This is a genomic window from Psychrobacter sp. Cmf 22.2, from assembly GCF_001921745.1.
GTDB lineage: Bacteria > Pseudomonadota > Gammaproteobacteria > Pseudomonadales > Moraxellaceae > Psychrobacter.
Genome location: NZ_MRYA01000001.1, coordinates 521,963 through 536,010 on the forward strand (window position 1 = coordinate 521,963; position 14,048 = coordinate 536,010).

At 42.5% G+C, this 14,048-nt stretch carries 13 protein-coding genes; 9 read left to right on the forward strand and 4 right to left on the reverse strand.

Annotation, left to right across the window (positions count from 1 at the left end; all coding sequences use genetic code 11):
• Nucleotides 1–8 precede the first annotated feature (8 nt).
• The 5 genes from BTV98_RS02250 (at nt 9) to BTV98_RS02270 (ending at nt 4,835) form a co-directional block, all read left to right on the forward strand.
• Nucleotides 9–980: a DUF1365 domain-containing protein gene (locus tag BTV98_RS02250; protein ID WP_058367750.1), complete on the forward strand. Its 972-nt coding sequence runs from the start codon at nt 9–11 to the stop codon at nt 978–980.
• A gap of 69 nt (nt 981–1,049) precedes the next feature.
• Entirely contained in the window at nt 1,050–2,441 is a 1,392-nt protein-coding gene (locus BTV98_RS02255) for a cyclopropane-fatty-acyl-phospholipid synthase family protein (RefSeq protein ID WP_058367751.1), read from the forward strand.
• 42 nt (nt 2,442–2,483) lie between these two features.
• Nucleotides 2,484–2,894 (forward strand): DUF2177 family protein, encoded by a 411-nt coding sequence (locus tag BTV98_RS02260; protein ID WP_058367752.1) that lies wholly within the window; start codon nt 2,484–2,486, stop codon nt 2,892–2,894.
• Nucleotides 2,895–3,051: 157 nt separating this feature from the next.
• Nucleotides 3,052–3,618, forward strand: coding sequence for an acyl-CoA thioesterase (locus BTV98_RS02265; protein ID WP_058367753.1), 567 nt, complete (start codon nt 3,052–3,054; stop codon nt 3,616–3,618).
• A gap of 152 nt (nt 3,619–3,770) precedes the next feature.
• On the forward strand, nt 3,771–4,835 hold the full coding sequence (locus BTV98_RS02270) for a cation diffusion facilitator family transporter (protein ID WP_058367754.1): 1,065 nt from the start codon (nt 3,771–3,773) through the stop codon (nt 4,833–4,835).
• Between the two features lie 160 nt (nt 4,836–4,995).
• Here BTV98_RS02270 and dps read toward each other — a convergent pair whose 3' ends face one another.
• Nucleotides 4,996–5,478, reverse strand: coding sequence for a DNA starvation/stationary phase protection protein Dps (dps, locus tag BTV98_RS02275; protein ID WP_058367755.1), 483 nt, complete (start codon nt 5,476–5,478; stop codon nt 4,996–4,998).
• A 466-nt stretch (nt 5,479–5,944) separates the two neighbouring features.
• Between dps and uvrB the strand changes: the two genes are divergently transcribed.
• The 3 genes from uvrB (at nt 5,945) to BTV98_RS02290 (ending at nt 10,064) form a co-directional block, all read left to right on the forward strand.
• On the forward strand, nt 5,945–8,056 hold the full coding sequence (gene uvrB / locus BTV98_RS02280; protein ID WP_058367756.1) for an excinuclease ABC subunit UvrB: 2,112 nt from the start codon (nt 5,945–5,947) through the stop codon (nt 8,054–8,056).
• A 240-nt stretch (nt 8,057–8,296) separates the two neighbouring features.
• Entirely contained in the window at nt 8,297–9,349 is a 1,053-nt protein-coding gene (locus BTV98_RS02285; RefSeq protein WP_058367757.1) for a histidinol-phosphate transaminase, read from the forward strand.
• Between the two features lie 334 nt (nt 9,350–9,683).
• Nucleotides 9,684–10,064, forward strand: a complete 381-nt coding sequence (locus tag BTV98_RS02290) for a hypothetical protein (protein WP_058367758.1) — start codon at nt 9,684–9,686, stop codon at nt 10,062–10,064.
• A 130-nt stretch (nt 10,065–10,194) separates the two neighbouring features.
• On the opposite strand, the gene BTV98_RS02295 is transcribed toward BTV98_RS02290, so the two are convergent.
• A complete protein-coding gene (locus tag BTV98_RS02295) occupies nt 10,195–10,575 on the reverse strand; it encodes a hypothetical protein (RefSeq protein WP_058367759.1) in 381 nt (126 codons plus the stop codon).
• 188 nt (nt 10,576–10,763) lie between these two features.
• Nucleotides 10,764–11,279: a hypothetical protein gene (locus tag BTV98_RS02300; protein ID WP_075102817.1), complete on the reverse strand. Its 516-nt coding sequence runs from the start codon at nt 11,277–11,279 to the stop codon at nt 10,764–10,766.
• A gap of 294 nt (nt 11,280–11,573) precedes the next feature.
• Between BTV98_RS02300 and recJ the strand changes: the two genes are divergently transcribed.
• Entirely contained in the window at nt 11,574–13,337 is a 1,764-nt protein-coding gene (gene recJ, locus BTV98_RS02305; RefSeq protein ID WP_058368446.1) for a single-stranded-DNA-specific exonuclease RecJ, read from the forward strand.
• 30 nt (nt 13,338–13,367) lie between these two features.
• On the opposite strand, the gene BTV98_RS02310 is transcribed toward recJ, so the two are convergent.
• On the reverse strand, nt 13,368–14,033 hold the full coding sequence (locus BTV98_RS02310) for a trimeric intracellular cation channel family protein (RefSeq protein WP_058368447.1): 666 nt from the start codon (nt 14,031–14,033) through the stop codon (nt 13,368–13,370).
• Nucleotides 14,034–14,048 lie beyond the last annotated feature (15 nt).

Below are 14,048 nucleotides of genomic sequence, written 5' to 3' on the forward strand. Positions count from 1 at the left end.
AGCACATTATGACTACCTCAGCTCATCCGTCTGACGCTATGCCAATTCATGAGTCGCCACAAGTCCCTAATATGTTGCCGCATCAGTTGTTTCAAGGAACAACGTGGCACAGTCGTTTGCTACCCAGCATGCACAAATTTGCTTATCCGTATCTTTATTGGGGTGTCAATATCAGTGCGCTAGCAGCGGGACAGGTATTACCAGAAGTGAGCACATCAGCCCTAGCTAAACGAATGTTAAATAAGCGTATTGGTATAAAAGGCTTACTGCTATTTTCAGCGGAAAAAAAGGCATTGCAGCAGTTCTGTGCAGATGATTATTTGCATCCAAGTGTAGATGACAATAATGCTGATGGCGACAAAAAAAATGGTTTAAATCGTGCTAAAACACTCGAACAGCGCTTAAAAAAAGCGTTTATTAAGTATGCAGGTAGTGCTCCGGCAGGTGAGATGATGGGCATGCTAGTCTGCCGCAATGTTGGACTATATTTTAGTCCAGTCAATTTTTATTTGGGTTTTGATAAGGAGCAAATACCTACGCATCTGCTTGCGGAGGTTTCCAATACACCATGGGACAAACGTCACTATTATGGGTTTTTATTAGAAGGCACTGATACAGAGTTTTGCCATGATAAAGACTTTCATGTTTCACCATTTAACCCGATAGATCAGCTGTATCGCTGGCAGGTAAAGGTAAAAAAGCAGTCAGATAGTTGCTTGCAAGTTCGCATCGCTATCAACATAAGTGACGCGCGTGGCGAAGTATTAAAGACAGGCATTAAGATGTCCGGTATACCGATGACAGAGACGACAATTCGTGACAGTCTGCGGAAAAATCCGTTCATGAATTTTACGTCGCTGACACGTATTTATTGGCATGCTTTCAAGCTCTATGCGATCAAAAAAGTTCCTTATATTAATTATGATGAAAAGCTGGCTGATAGTCAGCAGGACGTCAAAGATTCTAAAGATATCTCTTAGTAAGAGTAGCCGTCAATCCTAATAGAAAATTTATACTTTAAAAATATAATACAAAAGGATAATAGCACGATGCCAGCAAGCCCAACCAACCGTACACCTACATCAAAAATAGATAAAATTACTGCACGCTTTAGCAAAACGGTCAGTAACAACGCTGTTTTGAAACCAGTTAATAAAAGTGTGAATTACTTGGCTAGAAAGGCGATACTCCGTGCGCTTAGCTATCTTAAATTCGGTAGCATCACTTTAATAGAGGATTTTGAAGAACGAGCACCGAAGATAAACAGCTTCGGTAGCAAGCAGTCCAGCGCAATAAGCAGCTCAGCAGTGGGACGTCATTCATTAGACGTTACTTTGACAATTCACGACAGTAACGTCTATCGTCGGCTATTATTTGGTGGCTCTATCGCACTTGCCGACAGCTATATTGAGGGTGAGTGGGATACCGATGATCTGACTGGTTTGATACGACTGGCTGCCCGTAATTTAGCAGTGCTAAATAGTTTGGAAAATCGCTTTGCAGGTCTAAGTAAAACCTTAGAGAAAGCCAAGCATCAACTGCGCGGTAACGATCAGGCTGGTTCCAAATCTAATATTCTAGCGCATTACGATTTGGGTAATGCCATGTACGAGCGCTTTTTAGACCCCATTATGATGTACTCATCAGCGGTATACAAGACATCTGATACAGCGCTTGCGGAGGCACAGCAACATAAGCTGGCACTGATTTGTCAGCGCTTGCAATTGACGGCTGATGATCATGTCATTGAAATCGGTACAGGGTGGGGCGGTTTTGCGATTTACGCGGCCAAGCATTATGACTGTCAGGTAACGACGACAACTATCTCTGACGCCCAGTACGATGAGGCGAAGCGACGAGTCGAGGTGGCAGGTCTGTCGGACAAGATTACACTACTTAAGCAAGATTACCGCGAGCTAACAGGTCAATATGACAAGCTAGTCAGTATCGAGATGATTGAAGCGGTAGGACATGAGTATTTACCGACTTTCTTTGCCAAGTGTAATAGCTTGCTCAAGCCAACAGGTCTTATGGTATTGCAGGCCATCACTTTTAATGATCAAAATTACGAAGATTATATTGATTCAGTCGACTTTATCCAGACTCATATTTTCCCTGGTGGTTGTTTGCTCTCCAACCAAGAGCTAACTACTCAGTTTACTGAACAGACAGATATGGTCGTCAAACAATTGCATGACTATGGCTTTGATTATGCTTATACATTGCGCGATTGGCGTACGGCTTTTATGGCGCAGCGTGAAGAGATTAAAGCACTCGGTTACGACGAGGCATTTATCCGTTTGTGGGAGTTTTACTTTTGCTATTGTGAAGGCGGCTTTTTGGAGCGTACGATTGGAGTAGTACAGGTGACAGCAGTTAAGCCGGACAATATTGACTCGCTGCATTTTTCTGACCTACCAGCAGCTACAGTTTTGGCTTAGTAAATAATTGTGTGAGAATGAACATTATAGAAGGTTATTATCATGGGTCATATATTTATCTATCTTGCTGCGGTTGTCATATTCTTAGGTATTGATACAGTTTGGCTTAAGACTATGAAAGGCGCATTCTATGAAGAGCGCATCGGACACTTACTTGCCGATGAGCCAAATATGGTGGCAGCTGGCGTGTTTTATATGTTCTATCTGCTAGTGCTTTGCATATTGATTCTTTATCCGCAAATCAAAGCCGGCGCCTCGATAGGTCATATTTTCTTGCTGGGCGGATTAATAGGACTAATGGCTTACGGCACTTACGACTTTACCAATCTTGCATTATATAAAGGTTTTACACTTGATACGGCTCTAGTGGACTTCGTATGGGGCGGGTTATTGACCGGTTCTGTCAGTGCTGTCGTAGCGTGGCTGGCTTATCGTTTTCACTGGCTGAGCTAGTTAACTTGGCAGTGATGGATACCTCGATATGTTGATTGTTCGCTAACGATGACCAACCAGACACTATCATAAAACTGTCATAAAACAGGTGGTTTGCGTTACACTAATGCCAAATACTTATATCACTTTTAACTGCTCACCGCGAAATGGGAAGACTATGCCACAACTAAACACCTCATCCACAGCCAAAAAAGCGCCTCTAAATCATGAATTATATATGTCGGTACTGATGACGCCCGATATGGCAAATTTTATTGGTAATGTGCATGGTGGTGATTTGCTCAAAATGCTTGACCAAGTTGCCTATGCTTGCGCCAGCCGTTATAGCGGTAGTTATGTAGTGACGCTATCTGTCGACCAAGTGATGTTCCGTGAGCCCATCTATGTGGGCGAGCTGGTCACCTTTGCCGCGAGTGTCAACTATGTGGGCACCACCTCGATGGAGATTGGTATTCGCGTTGAAGCAGAAGATGTGCGCGCGCGTACCATTCGCCATACCAATAGCTGCTACTTTACGATGGTCGCTATCGATGATAATGGTAAACCGACACCTATTCCGCCGCTTGATATCAAAAACGCCATGCAACAATGTCGTTTTGATGCAGGTTTAGCACGTAAAAACCTGCGTATGGACAGCTCAAACCGTCCGAGTTGCGATATCGATGAAATGATTGGAAAATCAGCAGACACAACCAACAGTAAGCCTGAACAAGGTAATATTTAATCATATAAAAACCATAACTCTCTGACATGACTCACTAAAAAGCTACTGATATCTTAAAGCGCTTATTTTAAGCTAAGCTGTTACCTACCATAAACAGCATGGCTCCTATAAAGTGCACATGCCTTATCACGTATCGTTTTACTGAGTTTAGTATGAGTTTAGAGCCGCCCAATACCAACCTACAATCCCATCCTACTGATGATCCCAACATAGCAAGTACGCGCATACGCGGTGTTGGGAAGTCTGATGATAACACTTCTGTATCCGAGCATAAGTCTTCAAGTTCGCTGACGACAGTACTGATCGCAGTTGGGGCAAATCTTATTATCGCTATTGCTAAGACGGTGGCCGCGTTTATGACTGGTTCTGCATCGATGATAGCGGAATCAGCGCACTCTTGGGCAGACGCTGGCAATGGGACGTTATTAATTGTCGCTGAGAAGAAGGCTGTGAAACCTGCTGATAGAAGTCATCCTTTGGGCTATGGTAAAGAGTCGTATGTGTGGTCAATGATTGCCGCTTTTGGTGTCTTTATGGCAGGCTCTATTGTTTCTATTTACACAGGTATCACTGAGTGGAATGCAGCGGAGAGTGAGACCAACTATACCATCGGCTTTGTTATCTTGGCCATCGCCTTTGTCCTCGAGGGTTTCTCATTGGTGCAGGCTTATCTACAAAGCAAAAAACATGGTGAAGCAATTGACGTAAGTGCGATTGGTTATGTCGTTGACACGTCGAACCCAACGTTACGCGGCGTGTTTTTTGAAGACTTGGCAGCTGTGATCGGTTTGGTTGTCGCTGCTGCTGCGATGGGTATGCATGCCTATACTGGTCAGCCATTTTGGGATGCGCTTGGCTCTATCATTGTTGGTTTACTTTTGGGCGCAGTCGCCATATTTTTAATCAGTCGTAACCGTGACTTTTTAGTAGGGCATAAAGTCTCTGATAAAATGCATCGTTATGTGCTAGGCAAACTACTTGAACATCCAGATGTCGATAGCGTGTCGTATTTACATTTGGAATGGGTCGGTCCCAAAAAAATATTTATGGTGGCAGCAGTAGATATTGCAGGCAATCAACGCGAAGAACATCTTGCTCGTAAGTTTGAAACTATCGAAAATCAATTCCGAGCCAATCCACTGTTCCAAGAGGCTATTTTAACCTTATCAGTACCTGACGCTGAAGTTTTGAGTTTAGAGAGTAGTGAGGCTGTTTGATATTTCTGATAATTTTCACAACGAGTGACAACGCCTCGCAATGCCTCATAGTGAATGACAAGATTGGTGAATCTCTAATATTTGACAGATAAGTATAAAAAAAGGGTCACTTATTTAAAGTGACCCTTTTGTTTTTGAGACAATATTTATAGGCTAAATATTATTTTTTTGGGGCGTTAGCACCGATGAACCAAGCATCTTTATCGATAATACGGCTAACTTCAGTAAATAAGTCTGCTGTATCTTCATCACCAGCTTCTCCTGCTGAATCGATAGCTTTACGTAGCTCTTCAGCGATTGTCTTATAACGGTTGGTAAGCTCACGGACATGCTGATCAACTTCGGTGATATCAGTAGGGTAAGTCTCTAATACAGAGTCTTCAACGACACGTTTCGAGATGCCATTCGCTTTACCACCAAGGATAACAATGCGTTCGGCTACAGTGTCATATGCTTCTGTCAAACGCTCATAGGTGTCATCTAATAATTGATGCACACCAATAAAGCCAGTGCCTTGTAGATTCCAGTGGCACTGTTTACTATCCATACTCAAATCAATAAGATTCGCTAGGTTGGAGTTTAGCAAATCGACCATTTTTTCTGCTGTCTCATCAGTAATACCACTTGCGTAACGTTCTCTCATATTTTACTCCGTTATTTAAAGTTATTTTATTGAATTTAAAAATTTTAAGGTGAATTGTTCTTTATTAATATATTTCTTAAATAGCGCTCTAACACCAGTCTCTGTATTTTATCTAAAGAAAGTCTAAAAACCATAAAGTCTAAAAACTATGACGATTGGTTTATAACAATCTTTTTATAAAACATTCATAAAAAAAGACTAACGCGTCGCTTGAGTGTTACCAGTCAATTCATAAACGATGATAGCAGTTTACGTTAATGATTGAACCCTCAAGCGTTATGCTTTATTAAGTGGTCGTGTAACGACTTTGTTAATCGTGAAAAGCTTTGTAAATTTGATCATTGCAATGAGCATTATTAGAGGCAAATTTTATCATTCATAGCCTAGGGTAAAGCCGGCTGTTATCCTTTAAAAAGAGCGGTTTGACCCCCATATCATTTTAAACTTAACGAGGAAGAAAGCCATTATGCGAATGCCTGAACCGCGCTCGTCGCGTCAGTTAAACCAATTGGCCACTCAGCTGCAAGGCGAAGCTGAAATCGTTGGTGTCAATGCGTCTGGAACACAAATATCAAGTCGCGCCTTTGAGATGGTCACCGATTTTGAGCCAGCGGGCGATCAGCCGCAAGCGATTGAGAAATTGGTCAATGGTATCAATAAGGGTATGGATGAGCAGTTGCTACTTGGGGTGACGGGGTCTGGTAAGACTTATACCATGGCCAAGGTTATTTCTGAATGTCAACGTCCAACCATTATTATGGCACACAACAAAACCTTAGCTGCCCAGCTATATGGTGAGTTTAAAGCGTTTTTTCCCAATAATGCGGTTGAGTACTTTGTCAGTTATTATGACTATTATCAGCCGGAAGCTTATGTTGCAGCCAGCGATACCTTTATCGAAAAAGACAGTGCCATTAATGATCATATCGATCAGATGCGTCTATCAGCCACACGTGCGCTACTTGAGCGTCGTGATGCGATTATTGTGGCTTCTGTATCATGTATCTATGGTTTGGGCGATCCAGAAAGCTATCTAAAAATGCTGCTACATGTCGTGGTTGGCGACCGTATAGATCGTACTGCGACCATTAAGCGCTTGGTTGAGATGCAATATACCCGTAACGAGCTAGACTTTGGACGCGGTACTTATCGTTTGCGTGGTGAGCTATTGGATATTTATCCTGCTGAGTCTGAGCAGCTCGCTGTCCGTGTACATCTGTTTGACAATGAGGTCGAGAAGATCACGTGGTTTGATCCCTTGACAGGTAAAACCGTACGTAGCGTACCGCGCATTACTATTTATCCAAAATCTCATTATGTGACTCCGCGTAATAAATTGGAGGCGGCAAGTCATACCATTCGCGAGGAGCTTGAGCCGCGTCTTGAGTATTTCCGCGACAATAACAAATTGGTTGAAGCGCAGCGCCTTAAAGAGCGTACCCAGTATGATCTAGAAATGATTCAGCAGCTTGGCTACTGTAACGGCATCGAAAACTACTCGCAGCATCTTTCTGGTCGTCCATCAGGAGAGGCGCCACCGACTTTGTTTGATTATATTCCAGAGGATGCGTTGCTATTCCTTGATGAGTCGCATGTGACCGTTTCGCAGATTGGGGCGATGTATAAAGGCGATAGATCGCGTAAAGAAAACTTGGTCAATTATGGTTTTCGCTTGCCAAGTGCGATGAATAACCGTCCGATGAAGTTTGAAGAGTGGGAGCGTATCAAGCCCAAGACCATTTATGTGAGTGCGACGCCTGCGTTATATGAGCTTGAACACAGTGAGCAAGTGGTCGAGCAAGTAGTGCGTCCGACTGGGCTGATTGACCCAGAGATTGAGATTCGTCCTGTACTCACGCAAGTCGATGATGTGCTATCGGAGATTATCAAGCGCCGTGAAAAAGATGAACGCGTACTGATTACGACATTGACCAAACGTATGTCAGAGGACTTGACAAGCTATCTTAAAGAGTATGATGTCAAAGTCGCTTATCTACACTCTGATATTGACACAGTTGAGCGTATGCAGATTATCCATGAGCTGCGTACTGGTGTGCACGATGTGTTGGTCGGTATTAACTTATTGCGTGAAGGTCTGGATATGCCTGAGGTGTCGTTGGTGGCGATATTTGATGCCGATAAAGAAGGCTTTTTACGCTCTGAGCGCTCCCTTATTCAGACCATTGGCCGCGCTGCGCGTCATTTGAATGGTAAAGCCATTCTCTATGCCGATCGTATTACGCCAAGTATGCAAGCGGCGATAGATGAAACGGATCGTCGCCGTGATAAGCAGATTGCCTTTAATATTGAGCATAATATCACCCCAAAAGGCGCACGTCGTAGTATCACCGATAAGATTGATACTGGTGATGATCTCAATGCTAATGACAATGAGGTGATTCCAATCAAGAGTCATCTGCCTGATGTCGATATCAGTATCTTGCGCAGTCCTGATTTGCTGGCTAAAGAAATCAATCGTCTTGAGAAGCTTATGAAGCAGTTTTCTCGTGATCTGAAATTTGAGGATGCGGCCAAAACGCGTGACAAAGTATTAGAGTTAAAAGCACACTTAATCTAATCAGTTATCTGCATTGTAGTTAGTATGCGTCTTATTTAACTGTCAAAGGATGAGTTGCATATTTGCAATTCATCCTTTTTTTGTTGGTTGTTAAGAGATTGAAAGTGTAAAGATTTTTACTGATTATAATTAATAACTAATGTTTGGGGTCTAGAAAACTTGTAATCATACTAAATGCCACTTAATATGATATCAGACGTTATATTTTATTCTTCACCGACATTTAGGCGTATCGTCCCCATGCATAATAATAAAGTTTTAGAGTTAAACGCGAACGAAAACTCGCTCGGCATGTCAGATTCTGCCAAACAAGCCATTACAGACTCTTTAAGTGCAGGTTTTCGTTATCCAGACAATCCACGTGCTGCACTCATTAGTAAGATCGCTACTATGCATAGCGTGGCAGAAAATCAAGTCTCATTAGGTAATGGCTCGACTGAAAATATGCGAGCTACTATACAAATGCTGCAACACAAAGCATTTAAAGAGGGCAAAGAGTTTCAAATGGTAATCCCTGTACCAACATTTGATTGTGCAGAGATGTATGCAAACTCTACTGGAGCTTCGGTAGTCAAAGTACCTTTGACGGTCGAAAATTACGATTTAGACCTAAAGACTCTGCAAAAAGCTGCCGACGAGTTTGATGGTATAAGTTTACTTTATCTTTGCAATCCTAATAATCCAACAGGAACTATTACTTCAACAGCTAAGCTTAAAACATGGATAAGTAATGCGCCAGATAACCATTATTTTTTATTGGATCAAGCTTACTTAGAGTACGTGACAGACCCAACCTTTGAGAGTGGATTTGAGTGGATAAAACAAGGATTATCAGACAACCTTATTGTCATTCATACTTTCTCAAAGTTATATGCTTTAGCCGGTATGCGAGTGGGCTACGCGATTTCTAACCCGCAGGCTATCGCTGCTGTTGAAGCGTTTATGTCTATGGACAATACTAACTTGTCAGGTGCAGTCGCTGCTCTTGCGACCTTAGATGATATAGATTTTTTGAAGCTAAGTTCACGCATGACCAAACAATCCCGTCAGATGATTGAAGCAGCATTAGACGAGCTTGGACTTCACTATTTACCTTCACAGACCAACTTTATTTTTCATGAGATAAAAGGCGACTTACGCACATACATCAATAGGATGCGCGACAGTGGTATCAAAGTTGGTCGCGAGTTTCCACCTATCACAGGGTACAATCGCTTAACACTTGGTACACCTGATGAGATGGCAGTATTTATCAAAGTACTAAAGTCATTTCGTGAAAAAGGCTGGGTTTGATTGATGATTTAAAAGTTTAGTACGTTTAAAGTCAACCAATACAAAAAAGGTGAGTTGCACATAGAGCACTTCACCTTTTTTATGTGGTTTTTATTTGATAGATATATTTCTAACCTTGTATGAATTTTATAAGCTGACATTTGTGAACTTACTTTAATATCAAGGCCAACGACTGCCTTTCACTATTACTAACTACAAACGCAGTTTTACATTTTTTGTCTTAAAAACAAAGTGGACATCTTATAATATAAAAAATAAGACAGGGTTTGGGTCATGATTACATTTATGATCATGATCGTTTTATTGACAGTAAATACAAAGGAGTATTTGGCAGATGGATATTAAAGACATCTTCAAAAAAGAAGTAGAAAAACAATTGCTCGATGTAGAAGATTACATCTTTACGCCTGAACGTATTGACATGGCTATTGATAATGGTGAGCTCAATTGCGTGTTGAACAGTGACGGCTCTGTAAATATATTTTATACTAAAGAAGGCATTACAGATGTGCGGGCCGCAGCGCGAAAGCATCCCTTTACTGCGTTTAAAACTGAGCTGCATCATGGTATCTACGATGATGTGATTGAAGATTTAATCGATGGTGTAAACGACATTATCAGCAGCCATTCTAAATATTTCCGTCCGTCTAGGGTCTTGCCTATGGGTGCTTCTTTAGGCAATGATGCGGTAATTACAGATGCTGATAAGTATTAGACAATAAAAGCTAAACAGAATAGACGCTAGAAGTATCAGATGCTAGAGAGGTTAAACCCTAGTAATTGCCAACACCCAATGCGCTTATTTATAAAGCACATCGGGTTGTTTGCTTAAATGAATGGATCATTTATTGAGTGAAGCTTGCGTAGCAAGACTGCAGCGATTTGGCGACCACACGCGTGACCAGTTTGGTTCGGTAATCGGCATCAATTGCCGCATTGCCCAGCTCAACCACTGTCACATGTTGGGGTGCTTGCTCGCTCACGCAGCCGCAGACCTTGCTTTTCACCGCTTCTTCTTGAGTCTCGGTCATAGCTACGCTCGCAATACGCCAGGCACTTTGTTTTTCAATTTGACTACGGCATTGATTGTCAATAGCGGCTTTAAATACGTTCATACCGATTTCATTGGCTGTACCCATCGCAGTGCCTGTATTGGTTCCTGCCGTTGTACATCCAGTCAGTATTAGTGAGGCGAGCATAGTAGTTGAAACTAGGATTTTTTTCATGATTTTTCCTTCAAGGTTTTGAGTAGGGTCTAAATTGAGGCATGTTAGACTGCATTTATGAATCACTAATAATACCTAGCGATATATTTTGGCTGATTAAGAATTAAAAAACCAGCTAAGATAAAGTATCTTAACTGGTTTTATTTTATCATTACAACATGTCGAATATTCAACAGTCTCTAATGGTTTTAAACGTTTTTACCGTGTTGTTTATTCTGAATGTTTTTTGCTAGCTTGTAGCATTCGTTGATATGGTCAGTCGCAATCTTTTTAAAAATCATGTAGCCCATCGTAGCTGCTACCATCTGACCGCCCAGTGGAATGAACTTAGTGACCTGTTTAGCCGCAATACGACCACCAAAGCCTTGTACGGTCTTTTTGACAATACCGCGCGTTGCCATAAGACCTGCAAAATCAACAGTACGATCTTTTAAAGCGCTCCAATGAATTGCCCGTGAATCTAAATCTACCGCTGACTCACGTCCTTCAATCAGACCAAAGCGTTCGCTAATCTCAGGTAACAACTGGGTAAGCATACCAGCATCAACTGCAACATCAAAAAAAGGCACAGGCACGACCGCTACACCAGCAGAATATTTGGCGCGCTTTTTGACTAATTTTTTACATTCTTTTTTGACTTGTTCTAAGTCTAAGTTTGGATCGATAGTATTTGGTAGTTTTTCAGCTGCTGGAGTGGTTTTCATAAAGCTTCCTTATAAAAATGAAAAGTTTAACAGATAGCAAATATCTCAGATGGTTACCATTTTATGGATTTATAAGCGGCTTACAATCATTGCTTTGTATCAAAATGCAGAAAAATACAGCCACTATGCACAGTTTTTGTAAAAATATAGATTTTCGAATAAAAAGCTGGTTCAAAAGATATTGCAAGACATGAGCAAATATAGAGAGTATGGATTACTACATTTTATCTATTATGTACTCAGTCGTTATAAATTACCGTTGTGACCCTTTATCAAAGTCAGTAGAATACGGTTATGCTAAATTTAACCCCCCGTAACACCAGCACTCGCATCGACGAGCTGCCCACTGCGTTACAACCCCTTGCTGCTCAATCACTTACGCTTGCTCGCTTGTATGCAGGTCGCGGTATTACTGCGCCTGATGAACTTGAGAATGGGTTGTCTGGTCTATTGCCTGCTGAGCAGCTGCACGGCGTCATTGATGCGGTGCGTTTATTAGATATCGCCATCGATGAGGGTCAGCGTATTCTTATCGTTGGCGACTTTGACTGTGATGGCGCGACCAGTACTGCGCTGATGATGCGTGCGCTTACCAAGATGGGCGCGGTCGTTGATTTCTTGGTACCTGATCGCTTCAAATATGGTTATGGTCTGACACCTGAGATTGTCGAGCTGGGGATTGAGACTTATCAGCCCGATATGATAGTTACTGTTGACAATGGCATATCAAGTCATGAAGGTGTTGCCCGTGCACAGGCTGATGGCATCACTGTGATCATCACCGACCATCACCTGACGACCAAAGCAACCCCACCAGCTGAAGCGGTGGTCAATCCCAATCAGCTCGATTGTGATTTTGGCAGCAAAGCATTGGTAGGGGTCGGCGTGGCGTTTTATGTACTTGGACGACTTGCAAAACTGCGCCGTACAGCTGGTAAGTCCACTGTACAAGTCAGTCAATATTTAGACTTGGTGGCGCTTGGTACGATTGCAGACGTTGGCGTGCTCGATAAAAACAATCGTATCTTAGTGCATCATGGGCTAAATGCCATTCGTCAAGGGCGCTGCTGTATGGGTATCTTAGCCCTGCTTGAGCAAGCGGGTCGTGACCCTAAACAATTACATGCACAAGACTTCGGTTTTGTTTTAGGTCCGCGTATTAATGCTGCGGGGCGTATGGACAATATGCGCATCGGTATCGAATGCTTATTAACAGAAGACTGGGGTACTGCACAGCGCCTAGCGCAAGAGCTTGAACAGCTAAATCGTACGCGTCGTCAGGTAGAAGGCGAGATGCGCGCGCAGGCAGATAATATCGTAAAGACGCTAGCGGACACGGCTAGTAGCACTGGCAATCGTAGCATTATTTTATATCAGGATGATTGGCATCAAGGCGTCATCGGTATCGTCGCCGGACGTTTAAAAGAAAGTCATTATTTGCCCAGTATCGTCTTTGCACCAGCGGATACAGAGCGTACTGGAGATGATGATGCCATCAAAGGCTCAGCGCGATCTATTGCTGGCGTGCATATCCGTGATGCGATTGAGCAAGTAGCCGAGCGCTATCCTGATTTAATCAGTCATTTTGGTGGTCATGCGATGGCAGCAGGTTTGACTATTAAACGTAGCAACTTTGAGGCGTTTTTGACAGCGTTCAATGAAGTCATGGCAGAGATGGATGACGAAGTATTCGCCGAGCAAAAATTCACCGATGGGTCACTGCAAGCAGGTGATTTTAGCTTATGGTTCGCAGAGCATTTAGCCAATGCCAGTATTTGGGGTCATGGCTTTGCACCGCCGATATTTGATGGGGTGTTTGAGGTGTTAAGCTTCAAAATCTTAAAAGACAAGCACCTTAAACTGTCGTTGCGCTATCCTGAAGTGCAATATCCGATTGAGGCGATTTATTTTAACTTTGATAGCAGCGCTTGGGACTATCGCGCCGAAAAAGTGCATTTGTTATTTCAGCTAGATATTAATGAATGGAATGGCAAACAAAGCTTGCAGCTTATGGTGAGAGATTTAGCGCTTGTAAAAGAGACGGTAGAAGCAGGCTAGGGTATTGAACAAGCTTGTCATTGCATACCTTTAATACTTCCATTCGAGGGTCGGAAACTGCCAGTCATAGCGAATGGCAAGCATCCTCAGGGTAAAGATAGTTGTCATAGCAGAGATATCAGCAACCCAATCAGCCACGCCTAGATTCTGCAACGCAAAGTAGAGAATACCGCCCGTTAAGGCGGCGGTAATATAAATCTCTTGCTGAAGTACTAACGGAATCTCATTACAGATCATATCGCGAATGATACCGCCGACAATGATTGTGATGACGCCCAGTAACAACGCCACGGGGACATTGGTTCCCATACTATCGGCAACCTTGATACCGATTAAAGTAAACGCTGATAAACCAATCGTATCAGAGAGTTTTAAAAACTTATCGACCCGTTTTGAATTGGGATGGAAAAATATCTGCATCGCTAATGAAGAGATAGTGATAACCGTAAGGTAACTCATGTCCACCATCCAAAATAACGGATGACGATCCAAAATCACATCACGTACCGTACCACCGCCAATTGCCGTCACTATCGATACCAGTAAACAGCCAAATACATCGAAGTTTTTATGTTTGGCCAGTATCGTACCAGAAATACTACAAGCAATAATGCCGATCATATCAAACAGATATATCAAAGAGCGTGGGTCAAAAGTGGTAATCAGTTCCGTAGGGTCCAATGCTATCGTTAACATGAGAAAATCTCACTA

Coding starts and splice junctions, on each gene's coding strand:
- BTV98_RS02300 (WP_075102817.1), bottom strand. CDS start 11,279: ATGAAAACCACTCCAGCAGCTGAAAAACTACCAAATACTATCGATCCA.
- BTV98_RS02290 (WP_058367758.1), top strand. CDS start 9,684: ATGGATATTAAAGACATCTTCAAAAAAGAAGTAGAAAAACAATTGCTC.
- dps (WP_058367755.1), bottom strand. CDS start 5,478: ATGAGAGAACGTTACGCAAGTGGTATTACTGATGAGACAGCAGAAAAA.
- uvrB (WP_058367756.1), top strand. CDS start 5,945: ATGCGAATGCCTGAACCGCGCTCGTCGCGTCAGTTAAACCAATTGGCC.
- BTV98_RS02310 (WP_058368447.1), bottom strand. CDS start 14,033: ATGTTAACGATAGCATTGGACCCTACGGAACTGATTACCACTTTTGAC.
- BTV98_RS02255 (WP_058367751.1), top strand. CDS start 1,050: ATGCCAGCAAGCCCAACCAACCGTACACCTACATCAAAAATAGATAAA.
- BTV98_RS02260 (WP_058367752.1), top strand. CDS start 2,484: ATGGGTCATATATTTATCTATCTTGCTGCGGTTGTCATATTCTTAGGT.
- recJ (WP_058368446.1), top strand. CDS start 11,574: ATGCTAAATTTAACCCCCCGTAACACCAGCACTCGCATCGACGAGCTG.
- BTV98_RS02270 (WP_058367754.1), top strand. CDS start 3,771: ATGAGTTTAGAGCCGCCCAATACCAACCTACAATCCCATCCTACTGAT.
- BTV98_RS02285 (WP_058367757.1), top strand. CDS start 8,297: ATGCATAATAATAAAGTTTTAGAGTTAAACGCGAACGAAAACTCGCTC.
- BTV98_RS02265 (WP_058367753.1), top strand. CDS start 3,052: ATGCCACAACTAAACACCTCATCCACAGCCAAAAAAGCGCCTCTAAAT.
- BTV98_RS02295 (WP_058367759.1), bottom strand. CDS start 10,575: ATGAAAAAAATCCTAGTTTCAACTACTATGCTCGCCTCACTAATACTG.
- BTV98_RS02250 (WP_058367750.1), top strand. CDS start 9: ATGACTACCTCAGCTCATCCGTCTGACGCTATGCCAATTCATGAGTCG.